Source organism: Sphingomonas flavalba (genome assembly GCF_004796535.1).
Taxonomy (GTDB): Bacteria; Pseudomonadota; Alphaproteobacteria; order Sphingomonadales; family Sphingomonadaceae; genus Sphingomonas_L; species Sphingomonas_L flavalba.
Window position 1 is genome coordinate 13,962 of the sequence record NZ_SPHY01000017.1, and the last position, 24,329, is coordinate 38,290.

Genomic DNA, 24,329 nt, shown 5'->3' on the forward strand with positions numbered 1-24,329 from the left:
CGGTTAACTACTGGACCGCCGCCGGCGCCGATCTAGAATGGCGCGATGTTCCTCGATTTCCTCGATGCGCTGCGCGCAGCCGGCATCCCCGCCTCGCTGAAAGAGCATCTGCTGCTGCTGGAGGCGCTGGACCGCGAGGTGATCGCCCGGCGGCCGGAGGATTTCTATTATCTGGCGCGCGCTACCTACGTGAAGGACGAGGGGCTGCTCGATCGGTTCGACCAGGTCTTCGCCAAGGTGTTCAAGGGGATCGAGGGCGGCGGCGATACCGAGAATGCCACCATTCCGGAGGAATGGCTGCGCCAGCTCGCCGAACTTTACCTGACCGAAGCGCAGATGGCCGAGATCAAGAAGCTCGGCTCCTGGGACGAGATCATGGAGACGCTGAAGCAGCGGCTGGCGGAGCAGAAGGAGCGGCACGAAGGCGGCAGCAAATGGATCGGCACCGGCGGCACCTCTCCATTCGGCCATGGCGGCTACAACCCGGAAGGCGTGCGGATCGGCGGCGAAGGGCGGCACGGCCGGGCGATCAAGGTCTGGGAACAGCGCGCGTTCCGCAACCTCGACGCCGACCGCGAACTCGGCACCCGCAACATCAAGGTCGCGCTGCGCCGCCTGCGCCGCTTCGCCCGCGAGGGCGCGGCGGAGGAACTGGACATCGCCGCGACGATCGACGGCACCGCGCGGCAGGGCTGGCTGGACGTCGTCATGCGGCCGGAACGGCATAATGCGGTGAAACTGCTGCTGTTCCTCGACGTCGGCGGATCGATGGACCCACATATCACGCTGTGCGAGGAACTGTTCTCCGCCGCGACCAGCGAGTTCAAGAACCTCGAATTCTTCTATTTCCACAACTGCCTGTACGAAGGGGTGTGGAAGGACAATCGCCGCCGCTTCACCGAACGGACGCCGACTTGGGACGTGCTCCACAAATTCGGCCATGACTACAAGCTGCTGTTCGTCGGTGACGCTGCGATGAGCCCTTATGAAATCAGCCACCCCGGCGGGTCGGTCGAACATTTCAACGAGGAGGCCGGCGCCGTCTGGATGCAGCGGATAGTCAATACCTACCCCGCCGCCGCCTGGCTGAACCCGGTGGCGGAGGCGCATTGGGGCTATTCGCCGTCGGTTGGCATGCTGCGCGAACTGATGGGCGGGCGCATGTACCCACTGACCCTGGCCGGCCTCGACGAGGCGATGCGCGAATTGAGCCGGAAACGCTGAGAATTGGCGGAGGGAAAGACTGCGCGCCGCCGCTCAATAGCGCAGGAAAGCCCGGCGCTCCTCGCCCCAGTCCTGTTCGTCCTGCAGCGCCAGCGCGTCGAGGTCGGCTGGCGCGGCGACCGCATCGTCGACCCATTCGCGCAGGGCCGGCCCGCCGTTGATCACGTCGATCGCCAGCCGGTCCAGTTCATATTCGTAAGGAAAATCGCGCCACAGCGGATAATCCGGGTAGAGCCGGCGGATCGCCTTGAACCCCAGCGCCTGCACCCGCCATGGCCGGAAGGTGGCGTGGTCGTAGAACGGGCCGTCGACATGGATCTGGACACCGCCGCACAGTTTGCCCGCGTGCTTGTGAAAGGTCGGTTCAAACCAGCAGTCGCGCAGGATGCAGCCGCCCAGCCAGCCGGGCGCCAGCGCCCGCATCTCCGCGATCACCGCCCGCGCATCGATATCCGGCGCGCCGAACAGTTCCAGCGGCCGTGTGGTGCCCCGCCCTTCCGACAGGGTCGTCCCCTCGACCATAACCGTGCCGGCATAGGCGCGCGCCATCGCCAGACTGGGGGCATTGGGGCTGGAGTTGACCCAACTGCGCGTGCCGAGCGGCCAGCCGAAACCGGGCGCCTCCTCCGGTTGCCAGCCCTCCATCGCAATCATCCGATAGTCGACATCCAGCTTCAGCCGGTCGGCGAACCACAGGCCAAGCTCGCCCAGCGTCAGGCCGTGGCGCATCGGCATCGGCCCGGCGCCAACGAAACTTTCCCAGCCGGGGCGGAGCGTCAGTCCCTCGACGGGGCGACCGGCGGGATTGGGGCGATCGAGCACCCACACCGCCTTGCCGTGCCGCGCCGCCGCCTCCAGCACGTAGCGCAGCGTGGTAATGAACGTATAGATGCGGCACCCTAGGTCCTGCAGGTCGACGAGCAGCACGTCGAAACTGTCCATCATCGCATCGGTCGGGCGGCGCACCTCACCATACAGGCTGAACACCGGGACGCCGAGCACCGGATCGAGATAGTCGGCGCTCTCGACCATATTGTCCTGCTTGTCGCCGCGCAGCCCGTGCTGCGGGCCGAAAGCGGCGGTCAGGCGGATGTCCGGGCAGGCCGCCAGCGCGTCCAGCGCGTGGGTCAGGTCGGGGAGGACGGAGGCTGGGTGGGCGAGCAGCGCGACGCGACGCCCTTCGAGCGGGGCGCGCAGGGCCGGTACGGCGAGCAGCCGGTCGATGCCGAATTTCATGCCCCGTCCGCTGCCGGGAGTTGGAGCGCAAAGCAATCCCCGTGATGAAAATCGGGGGCGCCGGGCGGGTGGGCGAGCGCCCAGTAAGACAGGCGGCCGCCGCGATCCTCGATCACCGCCGACAGGCCGAGCCGCCCTGCCCCGCCCACCGGCAGCGCCAGCCGCACGGCGAGAGTCAGCCGCGCCGGGTCGGCGGTGGCGACGATCGACGGCGGCGGCACATCGGCGGCGCGCATCCCGGTGCGGTAGCCGTCGAACCGATAGGCCGCCCAGGCACTGGATGGCGCGAGGTTGTATTCCAGATAACCCGGCCCGGCCGGATCGGCGCCGAACGCCTCGAAACAGGTGTGGCGCCACAGTTCGTCCGTCCGCTCGGGCGGGGCCAGTGGCGGCAGGCGGAGGGCGGCGATTTCCCCGCTCACCGTGAATTCGACCAGCAGCGCCTCGCCTTTGGCGCGCGATAGCCTGACCACGAGCGCCGTGATCACCGGCATCGGGAAATCAGGGTGCGGAATCAGGCGGCGCTCCGCCAACACGCTACTCAACCCTTGTCCTCCGTGTTAAGCGCCGCCGCGTCATGACCGAATATTCGTCCAGCCTCCTACGCCTGCTCGCCGAGCGCGGCTACATCCATCAATTGACCGACGCCGAAGGGCTAGACCGGCTGGCGGCGAGCCAGATCGTCCCCGGCTATATCGGTTTCGACGCGACCGCGCCGTCGCTGCACGTCGGCAGCCTCGTCCAGATCATGATGCTACGCCGGTTGCAGCAGGCCGGGCACAAGCCGATCGTGGTGATGGGCGGCGGCACGTCGAAGATCGGCGACCCGAGCTTCAAGGACGAGGCACGCAAGCTGATCGACGACGCGACGATCGCCGCCAACGTCGCCGGAATCCGCAAGGTGTTCGACCGGTTTCTGACCTTCGGCGACGGGCCGACCGACGCGATCATGGTCGACAATGCCGACTGGCTCGACAAGCTGGAATACATCCCGTTCCTGCGCGAGATCGGCCAGCATTTCTCGATCAACCGGATGCTCAGCTTCGATTCGGTCAAGCTGCGGCTCGATCGCGAGCAATCGCTGAGCTTCCTCGAATTCAACTACATGATCCTGCAAGCCTATGATTTCCGCGAACTCGCCCGGCGGGTCGGCTGCCGGTTGCAGATGGGCGGCTCCGACCAGTGGGGCAACATCGTCAACGGCATCGAGCTGACGCGGCGGATCGACGGCACCCAGGTCTACGGCCTGACGACGCCGCTGATCACCACCGCCGACGGCGGCAAGATGGGCAAGACGGTATCCGGCGCGGTGTGGCTGAACGCCGAATCACTGTCGCCCTACGATTACTGGCAGTTCTGGCGGAACACCCAGGACGGCGACGTCGGCCGGTTCCTGCGCCTGTTCACCGATCTGCCGCTCGACGAGATCGCCCGGCTGGAGGCGCTGGGCGGCGCCGAGATCAACGCCGCCAAGAAGCAGCTAGCCGACGCCGCGACCGCCCTTGCCCATGGCGAGGCGGCGGCGGCGGACGCGGCAGAGACGGCCCGCCGCACCTTCGAGGAAGGCGCCGCCGGCGATGCCCTGCCCCGCCATCATGTCGGTGCCGACAGGATCGGCATCGTCGACGCGCTGGTCGCCCTCGGCCTTGCCGCATCCAAGGGCGAGGCGCGGCGGCTGATCAAGGGCGGTGGCGCCCGGATCGACGGCGAGCGGATCAGCGACGAAGCGGCAGTCGTCACATTGGGCGACGCGCCAGTGCGCCTGTCCGCCGGCAAGAAGAATCACGGCCTGCTGCTGCGCTGACCAGCCCGGCGGCGGGCATGGTTAACCGGCCTTAAGACCATATCTTGCATCCGGTTTAAGTTTTGCCGCCTAGGCATGGCCAGTGTGGGGGCCTGCCCCCGGTTACTGTGGATACGCGTATGGCGGCCTACGCCCAAAATGTGATGCCTGCCGAGCAACGCGACGCCGAGCGCGAGGACGTGTTCTACCGGACGCGCTGCACCACCGCCGACGGCTCAGTCGAGCCGGCGCAGGTCGTCAACATCTCCGCATCCGGCTTCATGGCGCGCAGCGAGGGCGATTTCGCCGAGGGCGACCGGATCACCATCCGCCTGCCGGTCGTCGGGGCGGTCGCGGCGGAGGTGCGCTGGGCGCTCGGCGGCCGCATCGGCTGCCGGTTCGAGGAAATGATCGGCCTCGCCCCCTATCTCTCTCTATTGTCCGAACTGGTCGCCCAGACGCGCTGAGCGACCGGCCCGGTCGGATGCCGGCCTACCAGCCGCAGCGCCTGCCCTTGTTCTGCTCCTTCAGCCAGCCGGCCAGCGGCTGGAAATAGGCGAGCATCGCCTTGCCGCTCATCTCCCGGCTACCGGTGAACGCCTCCAGCGCGTCCGGCCAGGGTTTCGACATCCCCATTTCCAGCATCGCGTTGAGCCGCTCCCCCACCTTCTTGTCGTTGTAGAACGAGCAGCGATGGAGCGGCCCGGTCCAGCCCGCCTGCCGACACGCGGCCTGATAGAATTGGAACTGCAGGATGCGGGCGAGGAAATAGCGGGTGTAGGGCGTGTTGCCCGGCACATGGTATTTGGCGCCGGGGTCGAACGCCACCGCGTCGTCGCGCGCAACCGGCGGGGTGATGCCCTGATATTGCAGGCGCAGCGCCGTCCACGCCTTGTTGTAGTCCGCCGGGGCGATCGCGCCGGAGAACACGCCCCAGCGCCATTTGTCGATCAGCAGGCCGAACGGCAGGAACGCCACCTTGTCCATCGCCTGGCGCAGCAGCAGGCCGATGTCCTTGTCCGGCCCCGGCACCTGCGCGGCGTCAAGCAGGCCGATCCTGACCAGATAGTCCGGGGTGATCGACAGCGCGACGAAATCGCCGATCGCCTCGTGGAAACCGTCATTGGCGCCGTTCAGGTAGAGGAAGGGCTGCTTGTTATAGGCGCGCTGGTAATAGTTGTGGCCCAGTTCGTGGTGGATGGTCACGAAATCGTCGGAATTGACCTTGATGCACATCTTGATGCGCAGGTCGTCCTTGTTGTCGACGTCCCAGGCGGAGGCGTGGCAGACCACCTCTCGATCCGCCGGCTTCACGAACATCGAATGCGTCCAGAAGCTGTCGGGCAACGGCGCGAAGCCGAGCGACGAATAGAAGGCCTGGCCGGTGCGGACCATTTTCAGCGCGTCGTAATTCTGCGCCTTCAGCAGCGCGCCGATGTCATAGCCGATGGCGCCCGTACCCGCCGGGGCGACCACGTCGTAGATATTGCCCCATTCCTGCGCCCACATGTTGCCGAGCAGGTCGGCGCGGATCGGCCCGGCCTTCGGCTGCACCGCGTCGCCATATTTTTCGTTCAGCTTGGCGCGGGTGTAGCAGTGAAGCTGGTCGTAGAGCGGCTTCACCTCTCCCCACAGCTTGTCGGCCAGCGCGGCGAACGCGTCGGGCGCCATGTCGTATTGCGACCGCCACATCGCGCCGACATCGCCATAACCGAGCTCGACCGCGCCCCGGTTGGCGATCTCCACCATCCGCGCATAGTCGGCGCGCATCGGCCGACCGACATTGTCGTGCCAGCTCGCCCACATCTCCTTCAGCTCGTCTGGATTGCGATTGGTGCCCATCGCCGCCTCGATGTCGCTGCCGCTGATCGGCTGGCCTTTCAGCGTACCCCGGCCCTTGCCGTAGGTGGAATTGAGGCGGGTGGTGATTTCCGCCAGCTCCTTCGCCGCGCCCGGCGTCGTCGGCGCCGGCAGGACGATGCCGCCGCGCAGCAGATCCAGCTTGCGCTTCGTGTCGAACGACAGGCCGGGCACCGCCAGGAATTGCGCCGCACGCTTGGCCAGGCGGACCTGGATGTCGGTGCCCTTCTCCGCATAGATGGCGGCGATCGCGTCGGTGTCGTCAGTAATGTAGGTGTTGTTGATCCAGGCGACGCGGCCCGCGTCGACCGAGAAATCGGCCAGTTCCTTTTCCGCCGCCGCGACGAAGGCGTCGGCCTCCGCCGCGGTCGGCTGGCTGGTGGTGGCGGGCTGGGCGCCGCCGGACGCGCCCGGCAGGGCGAGGGCGGCGGCCAGCGCCAATGTAGAAATTACGGCTTTCATGGGCAAATCCCCCTTTGCATGGGGGCAGAGTGAGCGGCCGGGCGGGGCCGGTCAAGCCGCCAGAAAGTCGGCGATCGCCCGCCCCAGCTCCGGCTTCGTCACCGCGCTCATGTGGTTGCCGGGAACGGACTGAAACCGCGCGCCGGGGATCGCAGCGGCAAGCGCCTCGCCCGAGCCGTTGTCGTCATCCTCGCTGCCGGTGACTACCAGCACCGGGCAGGCGATCGTCGCCAGCGCCGCCTCCGGCGTGTCGACGAAGGTGTCGAGGATCAGCAGCAGCGCCTCGGCATCGCCGCCGGTGGTCTTCAGGAACCCTTCGGTCAGCCACTCCGCGCTGCCGCGCGGAAAGCTGCCGAGGTTGGTGAGGACGTGGCGGAAATAGCCGCCCCGCCCCCGCGTATCCAATATGCCTTGCAACCCCATGCCGCACAGCGCCGCCCGGCGCGGGCGGACACCCTGCACCAGCATCCGCACCGCCGTCCGCCCGCCCAGCGAATAGCCGGCCAGATCATACTCCCCGTCCGCCAGGCCGAGATGGGCGAGCAGCGCGAAACCGTCGTCGGCCAGTATGTCGGGCGGGTAGCGGGCCGGGTCATGCGGTTTGTCGCTGTCACCGTGGCCGCGCAGGTCCGGCATGATGACACGAAAGCCGCGCGCGGCGATCGCCTCGGCATGGCCGTAGCGGATCCAGTTGGTCTGCGCGTTGGAGAAATAGCCATGGATCAGCAGCAGCGGCCGCCCGGCGCCGACCTCCCGCCACGCCAGCCGGGTGCCGTCGGGAGCAGTGAAATGCTGGATTGCGGTCATGCCGGCATCCCGCCGGTCGCCTTGGTCCAGCGATCGACCAACCCCGGATTCTGGTCGCAGCGATACCGCTCCAGCTTACCGGTGTCGATCCATGCCGCGTGCAGGCTCTCGGCGCCGAAATGGTGGCGCGGAACGAAGCGCGACGGGTCGTCGAAACTGCCGACGGTCAGGTCGATATTCTCTCCCTCGTCGAAGCGGAAGGTCAGCGGCGTGCCGCAGGCGGCGCAGAAGCCGCGCTGCGCGATCGGCGAGGAACGATAATAGTCCGGCTCCGCTGTCAGCCAGCGCACGGCGGCGCGCGGCACGTTGCGGAACGCGATCGACACGCCGCCGGTCGCCCGCTGACACATGCGGCAGTGGCACAGATAGGCGTCGTCATTGTCGATCGTCACGGCATAGCGGATGCGGCCGCACTGGCAGCCGCCGGTCATTTCGTCGCTCATCGCGAATCTCCCATGTCCGCTTGTTACCGCCGACGGCGGCAAAGCTGAACACGCGGCAGCGATGTTGCGGCGCAACTAAGCGTTGTAATAATATGCACCGCTTATTATTTCACGTGTCATGAGCGACTCGACCGCTTTTCTGATCGGCGACATTTCCCGGCTGATGCGCCGGCGCTTCGACGAGCGCGCGCGCCGGATCGGCGTCACTCGCCCGCAGTGGCGGATGCTGTTCACATTGTCCCGCAACGAAGGCGCCAATCAGGGCACGCTCGCCGAACTGATCGACGTCGAGCCGATCACCCTGTGCCGGATGGTTGACCGGCTGCAGGACGCCGGGCTGGTCGAGCGCCGGCGCGACCCGGCGGACCGGCGCGCCTGGCAGCTCTACCTGACCGAACAGGCGCACCCGATCCTCGGCCAGCTGCGCGCGCTCGCCGACTCGCTGTTCGAGGAATGTATGGACGACATCGCCGATGCCGACCGCGCCCGGCTGAACGAGATGCTGACGCGGATCAGGCAGAATCTGGTCGCCCCCGAAATCGAAAAGGCAATCGCCCATGGCTGACGCCGACCGCCCGATCATCGCCGCGGGAGAGGTGGAAGCGCCGGTCGAGCAAGTGCCCCGCCGGCGCCGGGTGCCGCGCCTTGCGCTGATGCTGTCCCTGCCGCTACTGCTGCTCGCCGGCGGCGCCTATCTGTGGCTGACCTCCGGCCGCTATGTCGGCACCGACAACGCCTATGTCCAGCAGGACAAGGTGTCGGTCAGCGCCGACGTCGCCGGCCGCATCGTCGCCGTGGCGGTGCGCGAGAACCAGACGGTGAAGGCCGGGGACCTGCTGTTCCGCATCGACCCCGACCCGTACCGCATCGCGCTTGAACAGGCCAACGCCGCGCTCGCCACCGCGCAGGTCGGCGTGACCAGCCTGCAATCCAGCTACCGCGCAACGCAGGGCGACATCATCGGCGCGCGCGACGCGATCAAGTTCGCGCAGGAGGACTACGACCGGCAGGCGGCGCTGATGAAGCGCGGCTTCACCACCCTCGCCCGCATGCAGCAGGCCGAGCACGCGCTGCAGCAGGCCAACGTCCAGTTGCGCAACGCCGTCGACAGCGCCGCCGAGGCGCAGGCCAAGCTGGCGACCGGTAGCGCGGTGCCCGGGGTCAACCCGCAGATCGCCGCGGCCATGGCCGTGCGCGACAAGGCGAAGCTCGATCTGGAGCGGACGGAGGTGCGGGCACCGGTACCCGGCCAGGTCAGCCAGTCGACGCGCCTGCAGGTCGGCCAGATGATGATATCCGGCCTGCCGGCCGTCAGCATCGTCATCAATGGCCAGTCGTGGGTCGAGGCCAATTTCAAGGAAACCGAACTGGACAACATGCGCGTCGGCCAGCCTGCGGTGGTCAAGTTCGACGCGTTTCCGGGGATCACGCTCAAAGGCCATGTCGAGAGCATCGGTGCCGGCACCGGATCGGAATTCTCGGTGCTGCCGGCGCAGAACGCCAACGGCAACTGGGTGAAGGTGACCCAGCGCATACCGGTCCGCATCGCGATCGACGGCACACCGCCGCGTCAGCTGATCGCGGGGCAGAGCGCACATGTGAAGGTCGACACCAAGCCCGATGGCGGCTGATCCCGATCAGGGCGCCGCGCTGCCGGTCCGGCACCGCGGCCTTCTGACCGTTGCCGTCATGATGGCAACGGTGATGCAGATCCTCGACACCACCATCGCCAACGTCGCCCTGCCCCACATGCAGGCGTCGCTGAACGCGACGGTCGACAGCGTCACCTGGGTGCTGACCAGCTATATCGTGGCCTCGGCGATCGCGATGCCGATCACCGGCTGGCTGTCCGACCGGGTCGGGTCGCGCAATCTGTTCCTCGGCGCGCTTGCCGCCTTCGTCGTCGCGTCGATGCTGTGCGGCATCGCCACCAGCCTGGGCGAGATGGTGGTGTTCCGCGCATTCCAGGGCGTCGCCGCCGCGTTCATCAACCCGCTGTCGCAAACCGTGATGCTCGACATCAACCCGCCGGAACGGCAGGCGAAGGCGATGGCGGTCTGGGGCATGGGCATCATGGTCGGGCCGATCATGGGGCCAGTGCTCGGCGGCTGGCTGACCGACAATTTCAGCTGGCGCTGGTGCTTCTACGTCAACCTACCGGTCGGCATCGTCACGCTGATCATGATGGCCTGGCTGCTGCCGTCGCGGCCGCTGGTCCGGCGGCGGTTCGACCTGTTCGGCTTCCTGATGCTGGCGCTGGCGATCGCCGCGTTCCAGATCATGCTCGACCGCGGCCAGCAAGAGGACTGGTTCGCCTCGCCGGAGATCATCCTCGAATGCGGGCTGGCGATCGCCGCCGCCTGGATCTTCGCCATCCACCTCGCCACCGCGAAGCAGCCGATGTTCGAGCGGGAACTGCTGCTCAATCGCAACCTGCTGACCGCGCTGTTCTTCATGCTGGTCATCGGCCTGATGATGTTCGCGACGATGGCGCTGCTGCCGCCGATGCTGCAGACGCTCTGGGGCTATTCGGTGATCGACACCGGTATCCTGCTCGCCCCGCGCGGCGTCGGCGTGCTGATCAGCATGTGGATCGCCGGGCAGTTGAGCGGCAAGGTCGACGCGCGCATCCTGATCGGCAGCGGCATGACCATCGCCGCCTTCTCGCTGTGGCAGATGACGATCTGGTCGCTCGACATGGACTGGTACATGATCGTGGTCAGCGGCACCGTTCAGGGGCTGGGCATGGGGCTGGTGTTCATTCCGCTCAACATGAGCGCCTTCGCCACCCTCGCCCCGCGCCACCGCACGGAGGGCGCCAGCCTGCTCAACCTGTTCCGCAGCGTCGGCTCATCCGCCGGCATCTCGCTGGTGATGATGATGCTGGTCCGCAACACACAGGTCAGCCATGCCGACCTGAGCGGCCACGTCACGCCATTCAGCCTGCCGTCGATCGACCCGGGCAATGCCCAGATGCTGGGTGACGCCGGGACGACGGCGCTGGCGATGATCGATGCCGAGATCAACCGGCAGGCGCTGATGATCGCCTATCTCGACGACTTCAAGCTGATGATGATCGTCACCGTGCTGGCGATACCGCTGGTCGTGCTTCTGCGGCGGCCGGCACGTGAAGCCGGCGCGCCGCAGCACGTCACGATGGAATAGAGCTTGTCCTGTTTTAAGCGGCACCGGCCCGCGCCCCCACCCGGCCTCCCATATGATACTGCCGTTGGGAGGCCGGGTGGGGGCGCGGGCCGGTGCCGATTCCGCTCGAAGCGGACAAACTCCGGGCGGGCTCAGGCCGCTTTCTTCAGGTGGCGCCGGCCGAGCAGTTCGGCGATCTGCACCGCGTTCAGCGCGGCACCCTTGCGAAGATTGTCGGACACGCACCACAGCACCAGGCCGTTGTCGGTGGTCGGGTCCTCGCGCACGCGGCTGACATAGGTAGCGAAATCGCCGACGCATTCGACCGGCGTCGCGTATCCGCCGTTCTCGCGCTTGTCGACCAGCATGACGCCGGGCGCCTCACGCAGCACCGCCTGCGCCTGTTCGGCGGAAATTTCCTTCTCGAACTCGATGGTCAGCGCCTCGGAATGGCCGACAAACACCGGCACTCGCACGCAGGTGGCGACGATCTTGATGTGCGGGTCGAGGATCTTCTTGGTCTCGACCACCATCTTCCATTCTTCCTTGGTGAAACCATCGTCGAGGAAGCTGTCGATATGCGGGATGACGTTGAACGCGATCTGCTTGGTGAACTTCTTCGGCTCGGCGCTGTCGCCGACGAAGATATTGCGGCTCTGCTCGAACAGCTCGTCCATCCCCGCCTTGCCGGCGCCGGATACCGACTGGTAGGTCGAAACGACGACACGGGTGACCGTCGCCGCATCATGCAGCGGCTTCAGCGCGACGACCATCTGCGCCGTCGAGCAGTTGGGATTGGCGATGATGTTCTTCTTCGTATAGCCGTCGATCGCATCGGCATTCACTTCCGGCACGATCAGCGGCACGTCCGGGTCCATCCGGTAGAGCGAGCTGTTGTCGATCACCGTGCAGCCGGCCTTGGCTGCGATCGGCGCATAGATCGCCGTCGCTTCCGACCCGATGGCGAACAGCGCCATGTCCCAGCCGGCCCAGTCGAAATGCTCGATATTCTTGATCGTCAGCATCCGGCCGGTTTCGCCGAATTCGACCTGATCCCCCGCCGAGCGCGACGAGGCGAGCACCGCAATCTCGTCAATCGGGAATTCGCGTTCGGCGAGAATGTTCAGCATCTCGCGCCCGACATTGCCGGTGGCGCCCGCAACAACGACCCGATAACCCATCTGACTGCTCCTTTGGTGCAGCGCGTCAATACTCGCCGCTGGCCGGATGTCCAGCGCGGACAGGTTTGGCGTACTAAAGTTGCGCTGTCCGCGCCCTGTCCTATTCGGCTGCTGCCGGCAGATCCGGCGCCTTCCACACCAGCACCGGCTTGCGCGCGGCCAGCGTCTCGTCGAGGCGGCGGCGCGGCGCGAATTGCGGCGCCGCTTTCAACGCCGGGTCGCCGGCCTTGGCCCGCTTCGCCACCGAACGCAGCGCACCGATGAACTCGTCGATCGCCGCCTTGCTCTCCGTCTCGGTCGGCTCGACCAGCATCGCGCCGTGGACGACGAGCGGGAAATACATCGTCATCGGATGATAGCCCTCGTCGATCAGCGCCTTGGCGAGGTCCAGCGTGGTGAACCCCTCCGCGAAGCCGGCGTCGGAGAACAGCGCCTCGTGCATGCACGGGCCGCTGGCGCCGAACGGCGCCTCCAGCACATCCTCCAACTGGCGCAGCACGTAGTTGGCGTTCAGCACCGCGTCGTCGGCCACCTGCCGCAGCCCGTCGGCGCCGTGGCTCAGGATATAGGCAAGCGCGCGGGTGAACATGCCCATCTGCCCGTTGAACGCCGCCATCCGGCCGAAGGTGTCGGGATGATCCTCGCCCACCGTCTCCTCCTCGATCAGGCGAATATGCCCGTCGGCGTAGCGCGCGGTAAACGGCAGCGGGCCGTAAGGCGCCAGCGCTTCGGACAGCACCACCGGCCCGGCGCCCGGCCCGCCGCCGCCATGCGGGGTCGAGAAGGTCTTGTGCAGGTTGATGTGCATCGCGTCGATGCCCAGGTCACCGGGGCGGACGCGCCCGACGATCGCGTTGAAATTGGCGCCGTCGCAATAGACGTAGCCGCCGACCGCGTGGACCGCGTCCGAAATCGCCTTCATGTCGCGTTCGAACAGGCCGCAGGTGTTGGGGTTGGTGATCATCACCCCGGCGACGTCCGGCCCCAGCCGCGCCTTCAGCGTGTCCAGATCGACCCGCCCGTCGGCATTGGCCGGGATATTCTCGATCGCGAAACCGGCGAAGGCGGCGGTCGCCGGGTTGGTGCCGTGCGCGCTTTCGGGGACGAGGATGACCTTGCGGTCCTCGCCCCGTGCCTCCAGCGCTGCCTTGATGCACAGGATGCCGCACAGTTCGCCATGGGCGCCGGCCTTGGGCGTCATCGCGACACCGTACATGCCGGTCAGCCGGATCAGCCAATGCGCCAGCTCGTTGATGACGCCCAGCGCGCCCTGCACGGTATCGACCGGCTGCAGCGGGTGGATGTCGGCAAAGCCGGGCAGCCGCGCCAGCTTCTCGTTCAGCCGCGGGTTGTGCTTCATCGTGCAGGAACCGAGCGGGAACAGGCCGAGGTCAATCGCGTAATTCTGCCGGCTGAGCCGGGTATAATGGCGCACCGCCTCCGGCTCCGACAGGCCAGGCAGGCCGATCGCCGCCGTGCGCCCCAGCCCGGCCAGCCGGTCCGCCCCGCCGGCAGGGGCGGCATCGAAATCGACGCCCGTCGTGCCGCTGTCGCCGATCTCGAAGATCAGCGGCTCTTCCAGCATCAGCGCGCGATTGCCAGTGAAGGTCGCCCTGGCGTTCGCCGCGTCGGATTCGGGGCGCTCCGGGCGCCAGCCGCTCTGGTTGATCGTCATGCCAGCACCTCCTGCAGCCCCTGGGCAAGGGCCTCGACATCCTCCGCTGTCGTCGTTTCCGTCACCGCGACGACCAGGCCGCCCGCGAGCGCGTCGACGCCCGGATAAAGCCGGCCGAGCGATACGCCGGCCAGGATGCCGCGATCGGCAAGGCTGCGGACCACCGGCCGCGCCTCCTTGCTCAGCCGCAGGGTGAATTCGTTGAAGAAGCTTGTGTTGACCAACGCGACCCCCGGCACCCGCGCCAGCCGGTCGGCGGCTGCGGACGCGGCGGCATGGTTGGCCGCCGCCAGCGCGCGCAGCCCCTTCTCCCCGAGCAGGGTCATGTGGATAGAGAAGGCGAGCGCGCACAGGCCGCTGTTGGTGCAGATGTTCGACGTCGCCTTCTCACGCCGAATATGCTGCTCGCGGGTCGACAGCGTCAGCACGAAACCGCGCTTGCCTTCCGCGTCGACGGTTTCGCCGCACAACCGCCCCGGCATCTGGCGGACGAACTTCTCCTTGCAGGCGAACAGGCCGACATAGGGCCCGCCGAACTGCAGGCCGACGCCGATCGCCTGGCCTTCGCCGACGACGATATCGGCGCCCATCTCGCCGGGCGCGCGGATTGCGCCCAGCGCCACCGGCTCGGTGACGACGGCGACGAGCAGCGCGCCCTTCTCGTGCGCGCGCGCAGCGATTTCGCTCAGGTCGCCGATCCGGCCGAGGATGTCCGGGTACTGGACGACGACGCAGGAGGTGGCGTCGTCGATCGCGGCGAGCAGCGCCGGCAGGTCGGTCTCGGCCGATAGCGTCGGCGGCGCGCTGTGCAGATCGTCGCCGGTGAAGCGCGCCATGGTCTGCGCGACCGACACGTAATGCGGGTGCAGGCCGGCGGACAGCAGCGCCTTGTTGCGGCGGGTCACCCGCCGCGCCATCACGATCGCTTCCCAGCAGGCGGAAGAGCCGTCGTACATCGACGCATTGGCGACGTCACAGCCGAACAGCCGGGCGACCTGGCTCTGGAACTCGAACAGCATCTGCAGAGTGCCCTGCGCGATTTCCGGCTGGTAGGGCGTATAGGCGGTCAGGAACTCGCCGCGCTGGATCAGATGGTCGACGCTGGCCGGCACATGGTGGCGATAGGCACCGCAACCCAGGAAGAACGGGACGTCGCCGGCGACCATATTGCGGCGGGCGAGCGCGGTCATATGCCGCTCCACCGCCAGTTCGGAGGCGTGCAACGGCAGGTCGGGCAACGGCCCGTCAAGCCGGACGGCTTCCGGCACGTCGGCGAACAGCGCGTCGATCGAATCGACGCCGATGCTGTGGAGCATCGCGCGCCTGTCGGCGTCGGTCAGCGGCAGGTAGCGCATGTCAGAGCGGTTTCCTCATCGTGAATCTCAGGCGGATATAGTCGGCGACCCAGCGCCCGTCGGGCCGGCGCAGCGCCGGGGCGACGCGCGCCTCGGCGGCGGCGGCGACCGCCGCCTGCTCGGCATCCGGCACACTGGCACTATCGAGAAAGCCGGCGCGGAAAGTGGTGTACCAGGCGGCGGCGCCGTGCGGCAGCGGCGTCGGGCGCTCGATCAGCCACGCCTCGATATCGGCAAAGCCGGCGGCGGCGTAGATGGCGGTGAACGCCTCCACCGTCGGATACCATTGCGGGTCCTCGGCCGGGACCGGATAGCCGCGCGCGACCAGTTCGTCGCGGACGCCCTGGCGTAGCGTCGCGACATTGCCGGCGCCACCCATCTCGCCGACGAAGCGGCCGCCTGGTTTCAGCGCGCGGAACACCCCGGCCGCGACCGCCGCGGGGTTGAGCATCCAGTGCAGCGCGGCATTACTGAACGCCGCGTCGAATGCCGCATCGAAGGCCAGCGCCTGCCCGTCGGCGACAGCGACGTCGAGGCCCCGGCGCTTCGCGGCGGCTACCATATCCGCCGATGCGTCGACGCCGTGAACGACGGCGCCGGCGGCGACCAGCTTTTCGGTCAGCGCCCCGTCGCCGCAGCCCAGGTCGAGGATGCGTTCGCCGGGCCGGGGCGCGAGCAGGTCGACGACCGGCGCGCCCAGCGCCGGCACGAAACCGGCGTTGGCGGCATAGTCCACCGGGTTCCACTGGCTGGCCGGGTTGCGCGCCATGTCAGAGGGTGGCGACGAACGCCTTGTAGGCGGCCTCGTCCATCAGCCCGTCCAGCTCGGCGGGGTCGGCCAGTTTCAGCTTGAAGAACCAGCCGTCGCTTTCCGGCGCGGTGTTGACCAGCGACGGGTCCGCTTCCAACGCGGCATTGCCTTCGACCACTTCGCCGGTGACCGGGGCGTAGACGTCGGACGCGGCCTTCACCGATTCGACGACGGCGGCTTCCTTGCCCTTGCCGAGCGTGGTGCCCGCCTGCGGCACCTCGACGAAGACGATGTCGCCGAGCTGCGACTGGGCATAGTCGGTGATGCCGACCGTGGCGACGCCGTCGGCAACGGCGATCCATTCGTGGTCGGTGGAATAATGGGTCGTCATTTCAGGCTTCCCTTTCGGTGATAGCGGTGAGGAACGAAGGGCGTGGCGGCAACCGTCGCGCTGTGCAGCTTGCCGCGCTGGGACAGGGTGATGGGCGTGCCCGGCACGGCCAGCGCGTCGGGGACATACGCCATGGCGATCGCGCGCTCGAGAGTCGGCGAATGGCCGCCGCTGGTAACGCGGCCGACCTCATTCCCCTCGCCGTCGAGAACCAGCGCGCCTTCACGCACCGGCTGGCGGCCGTCGACGAACAGGCCGACGCGTTTCAGGATCGCGCCCTGTTCGCGTTCGAGCAGGATGCGTTCGGCGCCGGGGAAATTGCGTTCCTCGCGCCGGCGCTTGGCAAGGGCGAAGCCGAGGTCGGCGCTTACCGGCGTGGTTGTCGGGTCGACATCATGGCCATAGAGCGGCAACCCAGCCTCCAGCCGGAGGGAATCGCGGGCGCCAAGTCCAACAGGCTTCACCTCCGGCTGTTCGACGAGCAACGCGGCGATCTGTTGGACCGATTCGGCCGGAATCGACAGTTCGAAGCCGTCCTCGCCGGTGTAGCCGGACCGGCTGACCCAAACGGGCACGCCGGCGATGGCGAACGCGCCGGCTTCCATGAAGAACAGCCCGTCGGCGCCGGGCGCCAGCCGCGCCAGCGCCGCCGCCGCCTTCGGCCCCTGCAGCGCGAGCAGCGCCTGATCTTCCATATGGTTGATCGTGATCTCGTCCGGCAGGGCGTCGCGCAGCACGGCAATGTCGTCTTCCTTGGTCGCGCCGTTGACCACCATGTAGATGTCGTTGACCCGGCGGGTGACCATCAGGTCGTCGAGGATGCCGCCATCGTCGGCGAGCAGCAGCGAATAGCGCATCCGCCCTTCCGCCAGCCCCTTGATGTCGCCGGGGAGGACCAGTTCGAGCGCGGCGTCGGCGGCGTCACCGATGAACAGAAGCTGGCCCATATGGCTGACGTCGAACAGCCCGGCGGACATGCGCGTCCACTGGTGTTCCGCCATGATCCCTTCATACTGGATCGGCATCTGGTAGCCGGCGAACGACACCATGCGCGCGCCCCGCGCCCGGTGCCAGCCGTCCAGCGGCAGCAGGCGATCCCCGATTTCGGCTGATTCGTCGGTCATCATCGGTTCCCTGATCTGGTGACAGCGTCGCAGGCGGCAAACGGCCCCCGCTCGACTGCCCCCTCTGTCATGGAACCTGAGAGCTTTCACCGCCCGATCGGCGGCTTACCCCTTCGGTGGGACGGCTCGCGCCGCCCGCTTTTCAGAGTGTCCTGGCCGGCGCGGTCCGGGTGCCTGAGAGTTTCCGGGGCGGTTGCTCCTTCGGCGGTGGCGCCGGTCGAACCGGCACCACGCTCTCCCGCGTGGCCCCGGCGGTCGCCCGCCGAAGACAAGCGCAGCCTTGGCCGGGCCACCGGGCTGAGTCAATAAGCCTTGAAGATGCCCCGGCCGGTCAGCGGGTGACGTTGTACTGGAGCTGGTCCGGATTGAGCTGGAAGCCGATCAGCACCTCGAACGTCGCCGTTGCCACCGCCTTGCGCACCTCCGGCTCGGCCAGCGGGTCGATCGACGCGTCCTGGTCGGTCGCCTTGCGCTTGCGGGTCAGCCGCTCGCGAATGTTTTCGGGCAGCGACGCCGCCGCCCGGTTGACGACGGCGCTGGCACTGCCGGTGGCGGCCCCCCGCGCCTCGCCATCGGCAAAATGGATGACTACCTGCCCCAGCCGCTTGGAGACGACGACGTCGCCGCCGCGCACGACGGTGGAGAAATAGGTCAGCGGCACCGTCCGCGCGCCGCGCGTGTCGGCCCGCCGCGCCTGCACGTCGAAGGTGGAGGTGCTGACCAGTTCCGCCGACACCTTGTCGTCGACGCAGGTGGTGCGGACGTTGGTGATCGCCGCGGTCACGTCGATCGCCGCCGCGGCGCGACTCGCCGGCGGATTGAACAGGGTGATGTCCCCCGTGTAGTTCGGCACCCCGACCGCCGGGCAGGGCGAGCGGACGACGTTGACGCCGATCCCGGCCGCGGTCGCGTTGAACTCGCCTTTCTGGCTGCACGCGGCCAGGGCAAGCGGGAGAAGGGCGAAGGCGATCGGCTTGGAATGTAGGGGCATGAGTGTCCTTGCACGCGAACGGCCGGATTGAGCGGCCCGAAAAGCATAGGAAGGCGCTTCCGCGCAAGCAAGCAATGGCGTAGGGGGTCCGCGAGATGACGGCCACGCACCCTTCGAGACCCCACCTCAAGCTGTTGATCGCGGCGCCGCGCGGCTTTTGCGCCGGCGTCGACCGCGCGATCCGCATCGTCGAGCTGGCGATCGTCAAATACGGCGCGCCGGTCTATGTCCGCCACGAAATCGTCCACAATAAATATGTCGTCGACAGCCTGAAGGCGAAGGGCGCGGTGTTCGTCGAGGAGCTGGACGAAGTGCCGACCGACGCGCCGGTGGTGTTTTCCGCCCATGGCGTGCCCAAGGCGGTGCCGCACAAGGCGGCGGAACGCGGCCTGACCTATGTCGACGCGACCTGCCCGCTGGTCTCCAAGGTCCACCGCCAGGCGGAGCGGCAGGTCGAAGCCGGGCGCCACATCATCTTCATCGGCCATCGCGGACACCCGGAAGTGATCGGCACGCTGGGCCAGGTGCCGGACGGCTGGATGACGCTGGTCGAGACGGTCGAGGACGTCGCGACGCTGAACCCGCCCGACCCGGAGAAGCTGGGCTTCCTGACCCAGACGACGCTGTCGGTCGACGATACCGCCGCCGTCGTCGCCGCGCTGCGCGCCCGTTTCCCCGCCATTCAGGGGCCGCGCGGCGAGGACATCTGCTACGCGACGTCGAACCGGCAGGCGGCGGTCAAGGCGATCGCCCGCGCCTGCGACGCGGTGCTGGTGATCGGCGCGCCGAACAGTTCCAATTCGCTGCGGCTGGTCGAGGTCGCCGAGCGCGAAGGCGTGCCGACCCGATTGATCCAGCGCGCCGCCGACATCGATTTCGCCTGGCTGGACGGCACCGCGACGCTGGGGATCAGCGCCGGGGCGTCGGCGCCGGAGCTGCTGGTCCGCGAAGTGGTCGACCGGCTGGCCGAGCGCTTCACCGTCGACGAGGAGGAAGTGACGAGCATGACCGAGCGGATGGTGTTCAAGCTGCCGCACGGCCTGGACAGCGCGTCGACCTGATCCGTGGCGGTCTACACCCATGTTCCGGCCGAGATGCTGGATGCGCTGCTGACGCGCTACGCGGTCGGCACCCTCGTTTCCGCCAAGGGCATCGCCGAGGGGGTGGAGAACAGCAACTATCTGGTCGAGACCAGCGCCGGGCGGTTCATCCTCACCCTGTACGAGAAGCGGGTGGCGGCGGCGGACCTGCCATTCTTCATGGCGCTGCTCGACCATCTGTCGGCCGCCGGTTGCCCGGTGCCGCGCGCCATCCCCGACCGTGACGGCACCCAGATCCAGACCGTCGCCGGCCGCCCGGCCTGCCTGATCGAATTCCTGCCCGGCGTGTCGCCGACCACGCCCAACGCCGCGCAGGCCGGCGCGGCGGGCGCGGCGCTGGCGCGGATGCACCTGGCGCTGGCCGATTTCACTGGCGCCCGACCGAACAGCCTGGGCATCGCCGGCTGGCACCAACTGGCCGCCAATTGCGGCGACGCGCTCGACCGGATCGCGCCGGGGCTTGGCAGGCGGGTGGCCGACGAACTGGCCTGGCTAGACGCGCACTGGCCGGCGGCGCTGCCGCAGTCGGTGATCCACGCCGACCTGTTTCCCGACAATGTGCTGATGCTGGGCGACACGGTGACCGGCGTCATCGACTTCTACTTTGCCTGCACCGAGATACGCGCATGGGATCTGGCCGTCGCCCATGCCGCCTGGTGTTTCGACGCCGGCGGAACCCGGTTCGACCCGGCGCTGTCGGCGGCGCTGGTCGGCGGCTACGAGGCGGCGCTGCCGCTGACCGACGCCGAGCGGGCGGCGCTGCCGGCGCTGGCGCGCGGCGCCAGCCTGCGGTTCCTGCTGACCCGCGCCTGGGACTGGCTGAACACCCCGGCCGATGCGCTGGTGACGCGCAAGGACCCCCTCGCCTTCCTCCGCCGGCTGGACGCCTATGCCGGCGGCGAGCTGCTGTGAACGACGCGCTGCCGACGGTCGAGATCGCCACCGACGGGGCCTGCAAGGGCAACCCCGGCCCCGGCGGCTGGGGCGCCGTCATCCGATCCGGCGCGCACGAGAAGACGCTGTCCGGCGGCGAGGCGCTGACCACCAACAACCGCATGGAACTGACCGCCGCGATCATGGCGCTGGAGGCGCTGAAGCGGCCGTGTCGGGTGATTCTGACCACCGACAGCCGCTATGTGATGGACGGGCTGACCAAGTGGATCCACGGCTGGCGGCGCAACGGCTGGAAAACCGCCGACCGCAAGCCGGTGAAGAACGCCGACCTGTGGCAGGCGCTGACCGCCGCCGCCCAGCCGCATACGGTGGAGTGGGCATGGGTGAAGGGCCATGCCGGCCACCCGGACAACGAACGTGCCGACAAGCTGGCGAGCGATGCGGCGCTGGTCATGGCCGGGGGCGGCGCGGTTTAGGCGGCGCGAACCATGGCAAGCGCGGCCGGATAGCCGCACCGGAAATTCAGGCGACGACCGGGGTGGCCGTGCTTTCGGTGAGCCAGGCGCCGAACGCGGCCTCGGTCATCGGGCGGGCGACGGCATAGCCCTGGATCATGTCGCAGCCGATCACCGTCAGCACCGCGCGCTGTTCCGCCGTCTCCACGCCTTCGGCCACCGCGAGGCAGCCGACGCCGTGAATCAGGCCGATCACCGCGTGGACGACGTTGCGCGCCTCTTCCGATTCGGCGATGTCGACGATCAGGCTGCGGTCGATCTTGACCTTGTCGAGCGGCAGGGCGCGCAGCCGGGCGAGGTTGGAATAGCCGGTGCCGAAATCGTCGATCGCGATCGTCACCCCTTCAGCGCGCAGCGCGGCGAGCGCCGCCAGCACGGTTTCGCCGCATTCCATTGCCAGCGTTTCGGTGATCTCGATCTCCAGCCGACTGGCGGGGGCGCCGTGGCGCGCCAGCACCGCGCGCAGATGGGAAAAGAATTCCGGCCGGGCGATCTCGCGCGGGCTGACGTTGACCGCCAGCCGCCCGACAGCAGCATCGTCCGCCCAGCGGGCGACCGCCGCCGCAGCCGCATCGATCACCCAGTCGCCGATCGGCGCGATCAGGCCGCTTTCCTCCGCCCGGGCAATGAAGCTTTGCGGCAGGCGGGTGCCGAGCAGCGGGTGTTCCCAGCGCAGCAGCGCCTCCGCCCCGACCGTCCGGCCGCTCGCCAGGTCGAGCTGCGGCTGGAACACCAGCGCGAATTCGCCGTGGTCCAGCGCGTGGCGCAGGTCGCGCTCGATCTGCAGGTTGGTTTCCAGTCGGTCGGCGAGCGCGGCGCTGAACTGCTGGACCTGGCCGCGGCCGCTGTCCTTGGCGTGGTACATCGCGGCATCGGCGGCGCGCATCAGATCGGTCAGCGCGCGGCCGTGCGCCGGGCGCAACGCGATGCCGATCGAGGCGCCGATCTCCACCTGATGCCCGGCCAGATCGAACGGCTCGCTCAACGCGTAGAGGATGTCGCGGGCCAGCGCGCGCGCCGCATCCGGCTCGCCGATTTCAGGCACGAGGATGGTGAATTCGTCACCGGCGAGACGGCCGATCAGCGCCGGGCGGGGAAAGCGCGGCACGCCCTGCCCGTCCGGCGCGACGACCGCGCGCAGCCGGTTGGCGACCATCGCCAGCAGGTGGTCGCCTTGCGCGTGGCCCATGCTGTCGTTGACCGCCTTGAACTTGTCGAGATCGATGAACAGCAGCGCCGACAGCGTGTCGACCGGCAATTCGCGCAGCAAGGCGGCGGCCTCCCGGCGGAAATTGGTGCGGTTGGCGAGCGCGGTAACCGGATCGTACATCGCCAGCGTGTGGACGCTTTCCAGGTTGCCGCGCACCTGCGCCAGCAGGCCGTCGAGCGAGCGGGACAGTTCCGGCAGCGCGGTGGCGACCGGGTCCGGCGTCGGCGACAGCAGGTCGCCCTCCGCCGCGCTGGCCAGCCGCGCGATCGCCGCGTCGATCGCCTCGGCGACGCCGGCCAGCGCCCGTTCGGCCGAGGCCCAGCTCATCACCGCGCAAATGATCGCTATGACCAGTGCGACGTAGAACCCACGTCCGCCGCCGCCATGGGCGGCCCCGGCCAGCATGGCCAGGATGAACGACACGGCGCCGACACAGAAAGCAAAGGCAATCGCCCTGCTTTTCAGTGAATTGCCTTCCATGTGCCGATGCCGTCCCCCAACCCCGAAACGGCGATGCTACATCTTATGGGTTAAGATTATCTGCCCGGCCGGCGGCGGCGCAGGACGATATAGAGGGCGCCGGCGCCGCCGTGGCGCGGATGAGCACCGCGCACCGCCGCGATCGCCGCGGCATGGCGCGATGCCGCCAGCCAGTCGGCAACGGCGGCGCGGATCGCCCCACGCCGTGCCCCGTCACCGCGCGGCGGCTTGCCGGTAACGAGCAGCATCAGCCGCGCCTCCGCCGCGATCGCCCGCGCCAGCCCTTCGTCGAGCACGGCATAGGCGGAGGCAAGGCTGTGGCCGTGGAGGTCGACGGTCAGGTCCGGCGCGACCAGGCCGCGCCCCAGCCGCCGGTCCCAGCCGCCGTCAAGCGTGTTGGCGGGCGGTGGCGCCGACGGGCGCGGCGGCCGGGCAGCGGCGGGTTTCGCGGCAGCGGGGCGTGGCTCGGGTGATGGCGGTGGCGGGGCGGGGGCGAGTGCGGGCGGCGGCGCGCGGCCGGTCAGCGGCGTCACCGTCGCGATCACCCGCGCCCACAGCGCGCGTTCCTCAGCGCCGAGCGGCCGACCCGCCATAGCCGCCCTCCGCCTGCAACCGGGCGAGCGTGCCGACCGGCAGCAGCAGGAAGGCGGTGCCGCGCCCGGACATGCCACCGGCGATCGCCCGCGCCTGATCGCCCGCGCCCCAGAAGGTGTCGAAGCGGTTGGCGCCCTTGATCGCGCCGCCGGTATCCTGCGCCACCCAGATGCCGGTGCCTTCGCGCCGGTCGAGCGACAGCCAGACGGGAGCACCGAGCGGCACGAATTTCGGGTCGGCGGCAACGGTCGCATGGCCGGTGACCGGCACCCCCATCGCGCCCACCGGGCCGGGCCCAGTCAGTTCGCGGAAGAACACCCAGCTCTTGTTCTCGCGCATCACCGCGCGCCCTTCGGCCGGGTGGTCGCGCAGCCACTGGACGATGCCCTGCATCGACGCCTGGCCGGGGCCGATCAGCCCGCGGTCGCGCAGCAGCTTGCCGATGCCGGTGTAATCGCGGCCGTTCTGGCTGTCATAGCCGATCCGCATCACGCTGCCGTCGGGCAGGCGCAGCCGGCCGGAACCCTGGACCTGGAGGAAGAAGAACTCGATCGGGTCGGCCGCCCAGGCCAGTTCCAGCCCGCGCCCGGCGAGCGCCCCGTCCTCGATCTCCGCCCGGTCGAAATAGGGGAGGAAGGCGGTGCCGGCGACGCGGCCGCGAATCCGCTTGCCCTTCAGCTCCTCGGAAAAGGCGCCGAGATCGACGTCGATCAGGTCGGGCGGGCGGCGATAGACCGGCACCGGATAGGCGGCGGACTGAGTCCGCGCGCCGGCAATCTCCGGCTCGAAATAACCGGTGGCGAAGGCGGCGCCGCCGGCGACCTGCGCGGTTTCGAACCAGCGGGTGAAGAAAGCGACCGGGTCGGCCCCGTCCGGGGCGGCGGCGGCCGCGTCGCAGGCCGGGCGCCAGTCCTCCGTGCGGGTCAGGCCGGAGGCATCGCCGCGGCGGAGCAGCGCCGGGCAGCTGATGCGGAACGCCTGCAACGCCAGCCGCGCCTGTTCGCGCTCAAACGGCAGGCTCGACACCAGCGGGCCGACGACGACGCCGGCCTGCCGCGCGGTGCCGGAATCGGCCGGCGCCGGCGCCGACGGCATCGGCGGCAGCGGGG

At 68.6% G+C, this 24,329-nt stretch carries 24 protein-coding genes and 2 riboswitches; of the genes, 9 read left to right on the forward strand and 15 right to left on the reverse strand.

Annotated features, from left to right (window positions below):
* Positions 1 to 45 precede the first annotated feature (45 nt).
* Entirely contained in the window at positions 46 to 1,224 is a 1,179-nt protein-coding gene (locus E4A53_RS13080; protein ID WP_136163557.1) for a vWA domain-containing protein, read from the forward strand.
* Positions 1,225 to 1,257: 33 nt separating this feature from the next.
* Here the strand turns inward: E4A53_RS13080 and E4A53_RS13085 are convergent, their stop codons facing one another.
* Positions 1,258 to 2,460, reverse strand: a complete 1,203-nt coding sequence (locus E4A53_RS13085) for an exo-beta-N-acetylmuramidase NamZ family protein (protein WP_136163558.1) — start codon at positions 2,458 to 2,460, stop codon at positions 1,258 to 1,260.
* Entirely contained in the window at positions 2,457 to 3,005 is a 549-nt protein-coding gene (locus E4A53_RS13090; protein WP_136163559.1) for a DOMON-like domain-containing protein, read from the reverse strand. The genes E4A53_RS13085 and E4A53_RS13090 overlap by 4 nt, the downstream gene beginning before the upstream one ends.
* 32 nt (positions 3,006 to 3,037) lie before the next feature.
* Here E4A53_RS13090 and tyrS point away from each other — a divergent pair, with 32 nt between their 5' ends.
* Entirely contained in the window at positions 3,038 to 4,264 is a 1,227-nt protein-coding gene (gene tyrS / locus E4A53_RS13095; RefSeq protein WP_136163560.1) for a tyrosine--tRNA ligase, read from the forward strand.
* Between the two features lie 143 nt (positions 4,265 to 4,407).
* Complete coding sequence (locus E4A53_RS13100) at positions 4,408 to 4,710, forward strand: PilZ domain-containing protein (protein ID WP_136163561.1); 303 nt, start codon at positions 4,408 to 4,410, stop codon at positions 4,708 to 4,710.
* 25 nt (positions 4,711 to 4,735) lie between these two features.
* Here the strand turns inward: E4A53_RS13100 and E4A53_RS13105 are convergent, their stop codons facing one another.
* From E4A53_RS13105 to E4A53_RS13115, 3 genes are read right to left on the reverse strand one after another with little or no spacing between them, the layout of a single operon-like run.
* Entirely contained in the window at positions 4,736 to 6,565 is a 1,830-nt protein-coding gene (locus E4A53_RS13105) for a M2 family metallopeptidase (RefSeq protein ID WP_136163562.1), read from the reverse strand.
* A 51-nt stretch (positions 6,566 to 6,616) separates the two neighbouring features.
* Positions 6,617 to 7,372 (reverse strand): alpha/beta fold hydrolase, encoded by a 756-nt coding sequence (locus E4A53_RS13110; RefSeq protein ID WP_136163563.1) that lies wholly within the window; start codon positions 7,370 to 7,372, stop codon positions 6,617 to 6,619.
* On the reverse strand, positions 7,369 to 7,815 hold the full coding sequence (locus tag E4A53_RS13115) for a GFA family protein (protein WP_136163564.1): 447 nt from the start codon (positions 7,813 to 7,815) through the stop codon (positions 7,369 to 7,371). The genes E4A53_RS13110 and E4A53_RS13115 overlap by 4 nt, the downstream gene beginning before the upstream one ends.
* A 118-nt stretch (positions 7,816 to 7,933) precedes the next feature.
* Here E4A53_RS13115 and E4A53_RS13120 point away from each other — a divergent pair, with 118 nt between their 5' ends.
* The 3 genes from E4A53_RS13120 to E4A53_RS13130 are packed head-to-tail and all read left to right on the forward strand — an operon-like array spanning position 7,934 to position 10,980.
* Positions 7,934 to 8,380, forward strand: coding sequence for a MarR family winged helix-turn-helix transcriptional regulator (locus E4A53_RS13120; protein WP_136163565.1), 447 nt, complete (start codon positions 7,934 to 7,936; stop codon positions 8,378 to 8,380).
* Positions 8,373 to 9,446: an HlyD family secretion protein gene (locus E4A53_RS13125; protein ID WP_136163566.1), complete on the forward strand. Its 1,074-nt coding sequence runs from the start codon at positions 8,373 to 8,375 to the stop codon at positions 9,444 to 9,446. Before E4A53_RS13120 ends, E4A53_RS13125 begins: the two co-directional genes overlap by 8 nt.
* Positions 9,436 to 10,980, forward strand: a complete 1,545-nt coding sequence (locus tag E4A53_RS13130; RefSeq protein WP_136163567.1) for a DHA2 family efflux MFS transporter permease subunit — start codon at positions 9,436 to 9,438, stop codon at positions 10,978 to 10,980. Before E4A53_RS13125 ends, E4A53_RS13130 begins: the two co-directional genes overlap by 11 nt.
* 131 nt (positions 10,981 to 11,111) lie before the next feature.
* Here the strand turns inward: E4A53_RS13130 and E4A53_RS13135 are convergent, their stop codons facing one another.
* The 7 genes from E4A53_RS13135 to E4A53_RS13165 form a co-directional block, all read right to left on the reverse strand.
* The gene (locus E4A53_RS13135; RefSeq protein ID WP_136163568.1) at positions 11,112 to 12,140 is read right to left on the reverse strand and encodes an aspartate-semialdehyde dehydrogenase; all 1,029 of its coding nucleotides are present in this window, start codon (positions 12,138 to 12,140) and stop codon (positions 11,112 to 11,114) included.
* A 100-nt stretch (positions 12,141 to 12,240) separates the two neighbouring features.
* Positions 12,241 to 13,815: an aminomethyl-transferring glycine dehydrogenase subunit GcvPB gene (gene gcvPB / locus E4A53_RS13140; protein ID WP_136163569.1), complete on the reverse strand. Its 1,575-nt coding sequence runs from the start codon at positions 13,813 to 13,815 to the stop codon at positions 12,241 to 12,243.
* Positions 13,812 to 15,170: an aminomethyl-transferring glycine dehydrogenase subunit GcvPA gene (gene gcvPA, locus E4A53_RS13145; protein WP_136163570.1), complete on the reverse strand. Its 1,359-nt coding sequence runs from the start codon at positions 15,168 to 15,170 to the stop codon at positions 13,812 to 13,814. Before gcvPA ends, gcvPB begins: the two co-directional genes overlap by 4 nt.
* A gap of 1 nt (position 15,171) precedes the next feature.
* Positions 15,172 to 15,939 (reverse strand): class I SAM-dependent methyltransferase, encoded by a 768-nt coding sequence (locus E4A53_RS13150; protein ID WP_136163571.1) that lies wholly within the window; start codon positions 15,937 to 15,939, stop codon positions 15,172 to 15,174.
* Between the two features lies 1 nt (position 15,940).
* Positions 15,941 to 16,312 (reverse strand): glycine cleavage system protein GcvH, encoded by a 372-nt coding sequence (gcvH, locus tag E4A53_RS13155; RefSeq protein ID WP_136163572.1) that lies wholly within the window; start codon positions 16,310 to 16,312, stop codon positions 15,941 to 15,943.
* Positions 16,309 to 17,436, reverse strand: a complete 1,128-nt coding sequence (gene gcvT, locus E4A53_RS13160) for a glycine cleavage system aminomethyltransferase GcvT (RefSeq protein WP_136163573.1) — start codon at positions 17,434 to 17,436, stop codon at positions 16,309 to 16,311. Before gcvT ends, gcvH begins: the two co-directional genes overlap by 4 nt.
* 54 nt (positions 17,437 to 17,490) lie before the next feature.
* Positions 17,491 to 17,588, reverse strand: a riboswitch (glycine riboswitch).
* Positions 17,589 to 17,687: riboswitch (glycine riboswitch) on the reverse strand. It lies immediately after the preceding riboswitch.
* Positions 17,688 to 17,767: 80 nt separating this feature from the next.
* Positions 17,768 to 18,427 (reverse strand): hypothetical protein, encoded by a 660-nt coding sequence (locus tag E4A53_RS13165; RefSeq protein ID WP_136163574.1) that lies wholly within the window; start codon positions 18,425 to 18,427, stop codon positions 17,768 to 17,770.
* A 95-nt stretch (positions 18,428 to 18,522) separates the two neighbouring features.
* Here E4A53_RS13165 and ispH point away from each other — a divergent pair, with 95 nt between their 5' ends.
* From ispH to rnhA, 3 genes are read left to right on the forward strand one after another with little or no spacing between them, the layout of a single operon-like run.
* The gene (gene ispH, locus E4A53_RS13170; RefSeq protein ID WP_136163575.1) at positions 18,523 to 19,488 is read left to right on the forward strand and encodes a 4-hydroxy-3-methylbut-2-enyl diphosphate reductase; all 966 of its coding nucleotides are present in this window, start codon (positions 18,523 to 18,525) and stop codon (positions 19,486 to 19,488) included.
* Between the two features lie 3 nt (positions 19,489 to 19,491).
* Complete coding sequence (gene thrB / locus E4A53_RS13175) at positions 19,492 to 20,439, forward strand: homoserine kinase (RefSeq protein ID WP_136163576.1); 948 nt, start codon at positions 19,492 to 19,494, stop codon at positions 20,437 to 20,439.
* Entirely contained in the window at positions 20,436 to 20,897 is a 462-nt protein-coding gene (rnhA, locus tag E4A53_RS13180) for a ribonuclease HI (protein WP_136163577.1), read from the forward strand. Before thrB ends, rnhA begins: the two co-directional genes overlap by 4 nt.
* A gap of 46 nt (positions 20,898 to 20,943) precedes the next feature.
* Here rnhA and E4A53_RS13185 read toward each other — a convergent pair whose 3' ends face one another.
* From E4A53_RS13185 to mltA, 3 genes are all read right to left on the reverse strand, one after another.
* Positions 20,944 to 22,626, reverse strand: coding sequence for a putative bifunctional diguanylate cyclase/phosphodiesterase (locus E4A53_RS13185; protein ID WP_136163578.1), 1,683 nt, complete (start codon positions 22,624 to 22,626; stop codon positions 20,944 to 20,946).
* A 56-nt stretch (positions 22,627 to 22,682) separates the two neighbouring features.
* A complete protein-coding gene (locus tag E4A53_RS13190; protein ID WP_136163579.1) occupies positions 22,683 to 23,219 on the reverse strand; it encodes a Smr/MutS family protein in 537 nt (178 codons plus the stop codon).
* On the reverse strand, positions 23,194 to 24,329 hold a 1,136-nt coding region (gene mltA, locus E4A53_RS13195), incomplete at its 5' end, for a murein transglycosylase A (RefSeq protein WP_420822629.1). The genes E4A53_RS13190 and mltA, both read right to left, overlap by 26 nt.

Excerpts from the sequence above, each read along its gene's own strand:
- E4A53_RS13080 (WP_136163557.1), top strand. The coding sequence starts at position 46 with ATGTTCCTCGATTTCCTCGATGCGCTGCGCGCAGCCGGCATCCCCGCC.
- E4A53_RS13085 (WP_136163558.1), bottom strand. The coding sequence starts at position 2,460 with ATGAAATTCGGCATCGACCGGCTGCTCGCCGTACCGGCCCTGCGCGCC.
- tyrS (WP_136163560.1), top strand. The coding sequence starts at position 3,038 with ATGACCGAATATTCGTCCAGCCTCCTACGCCTGCTCGCCGAGCGCGGC.
- E4A53_RS13100 (WP_136163561.1), top strand. The coding sequence starts at position 4,408 with ATGCCTGCCGAGCAACGCGACGCCGAGCGCGAGGACGTGTTCTACCGG.
- E4A53_RS13105 (WP_136163562.1), bottom strand. The coding sequence starts at position 6,565 with ATGAAAGCCGTAATTTCTACATTGGCGCTGGCCGCCGCCCTCGCCCTG.
- E4A53_RS13110 (WP_136163563.1), bottom strand. The coding sequence starts at position 7,372 with ATGACCGCAATCCAGCATTTCACTGCTCCCGACGGCACCCGGCTGGCG.
- E4A53_RS13115 (WP_136163564.1), bottom strand. The coding sequence starts at position 7,815 with ATGAGCGACGAAATGACCGGCGGCTGCCAGTGCGGCCGCATCCGCTAT.
- E4A53_RS13120 (WP_136163565.1), top strand. The coding sequence starts at position 7,934 with ATGAGCGACTCGACCGCTTTTCTGATCGGCGACATTTCCCGGCTGATG.
- E4A53_RS13125 (WP_136163566.1), top strand. The coding sequence starts at position 8,373 with ATGGCTGACGCCGACCGCCCGATCATCGCCGCGGGAGAGGTGGAAGCG.
- E4A53_RS13130 (WP_136163567.1), top strand. The coding sequence starts at position 9,436 with ATGGCGGCTGATCCCGATCAGGGCGCCGCGCTGCCGGTCCGGCACCGC.
- E4A53_RS13135 (WP_136163568.1), bottom strand. The coding sequence starts at position 12,140 with ATGGGTTATCGGGTCGTTGTTGCGGGCGCCACCGGCAATGTCGGGCGC.
- gcvPB (WP_136163569.1), bottom strand. The coding sequence starts at position 13,815 with ATGACGATCAACCAGAGCGGCTGGCGCCCGGAGCGCCCCGAATCCGAC.
- gcvPA (WP_136163570.1), bottom strand. The coding sequence starts at position 15,170 with ATGCGCTACCTGCCGCTGACCGACGCCGACAGGCGCGCGATGCTCCAC.
- E4A53_RS13150 (WP_136163571.1), bottom strand. The coding sequence starts at position 15,939 with ATGGCGCGCAACCCGGCCAGCCAGTGGAACCCGGTGGACTATGCCGCC.
- gcvH (WP_136163572.1), bottom strand. The coding sequence starts at position 16,312 with ATGACGACCCATTATTCCACCGACCACGAATGGATCGCCGTTGCCGAC.
- gcvT (WP_136163573.1), bottom strand. The coding sequence starts at position 17,436 with ATGACCGACGAATCAGCCGAAATCGGGGATCGCCTGCTGCCGCTGGAC.
- E4A53_RS13165 (WP_136163574.1), bottom strand. The coding sequence starts at position 18,427 with ATGCCCCTACATTCCAAGCCGATCGCCTTCGCCCTTCTCCCGCTTGCC.
- ispH (WP_136163575.1), top strand. The coding sequence starts at position 18,523 with ATGACGGCCACGCACCCTTCGAGACCCCACCTCAAGCTGTTGATCGCG.
- E4A53_RS13185 (WP_136163578.1), bottom strand. The coding sequence starts at position 22,626 with ATGGAAGGCAATTCACTGAAAAGCAGGGCGATTGCCTTTGCTTTCTGT.
- E4A53_RS13190 (WP_136163579.1), bottom strand. The coding sequence starts at position 23,219 with ATGGCGGGTCGGCCGCTCGGCGCTGAGGAACGCGCGCTGTGGGCGCGG.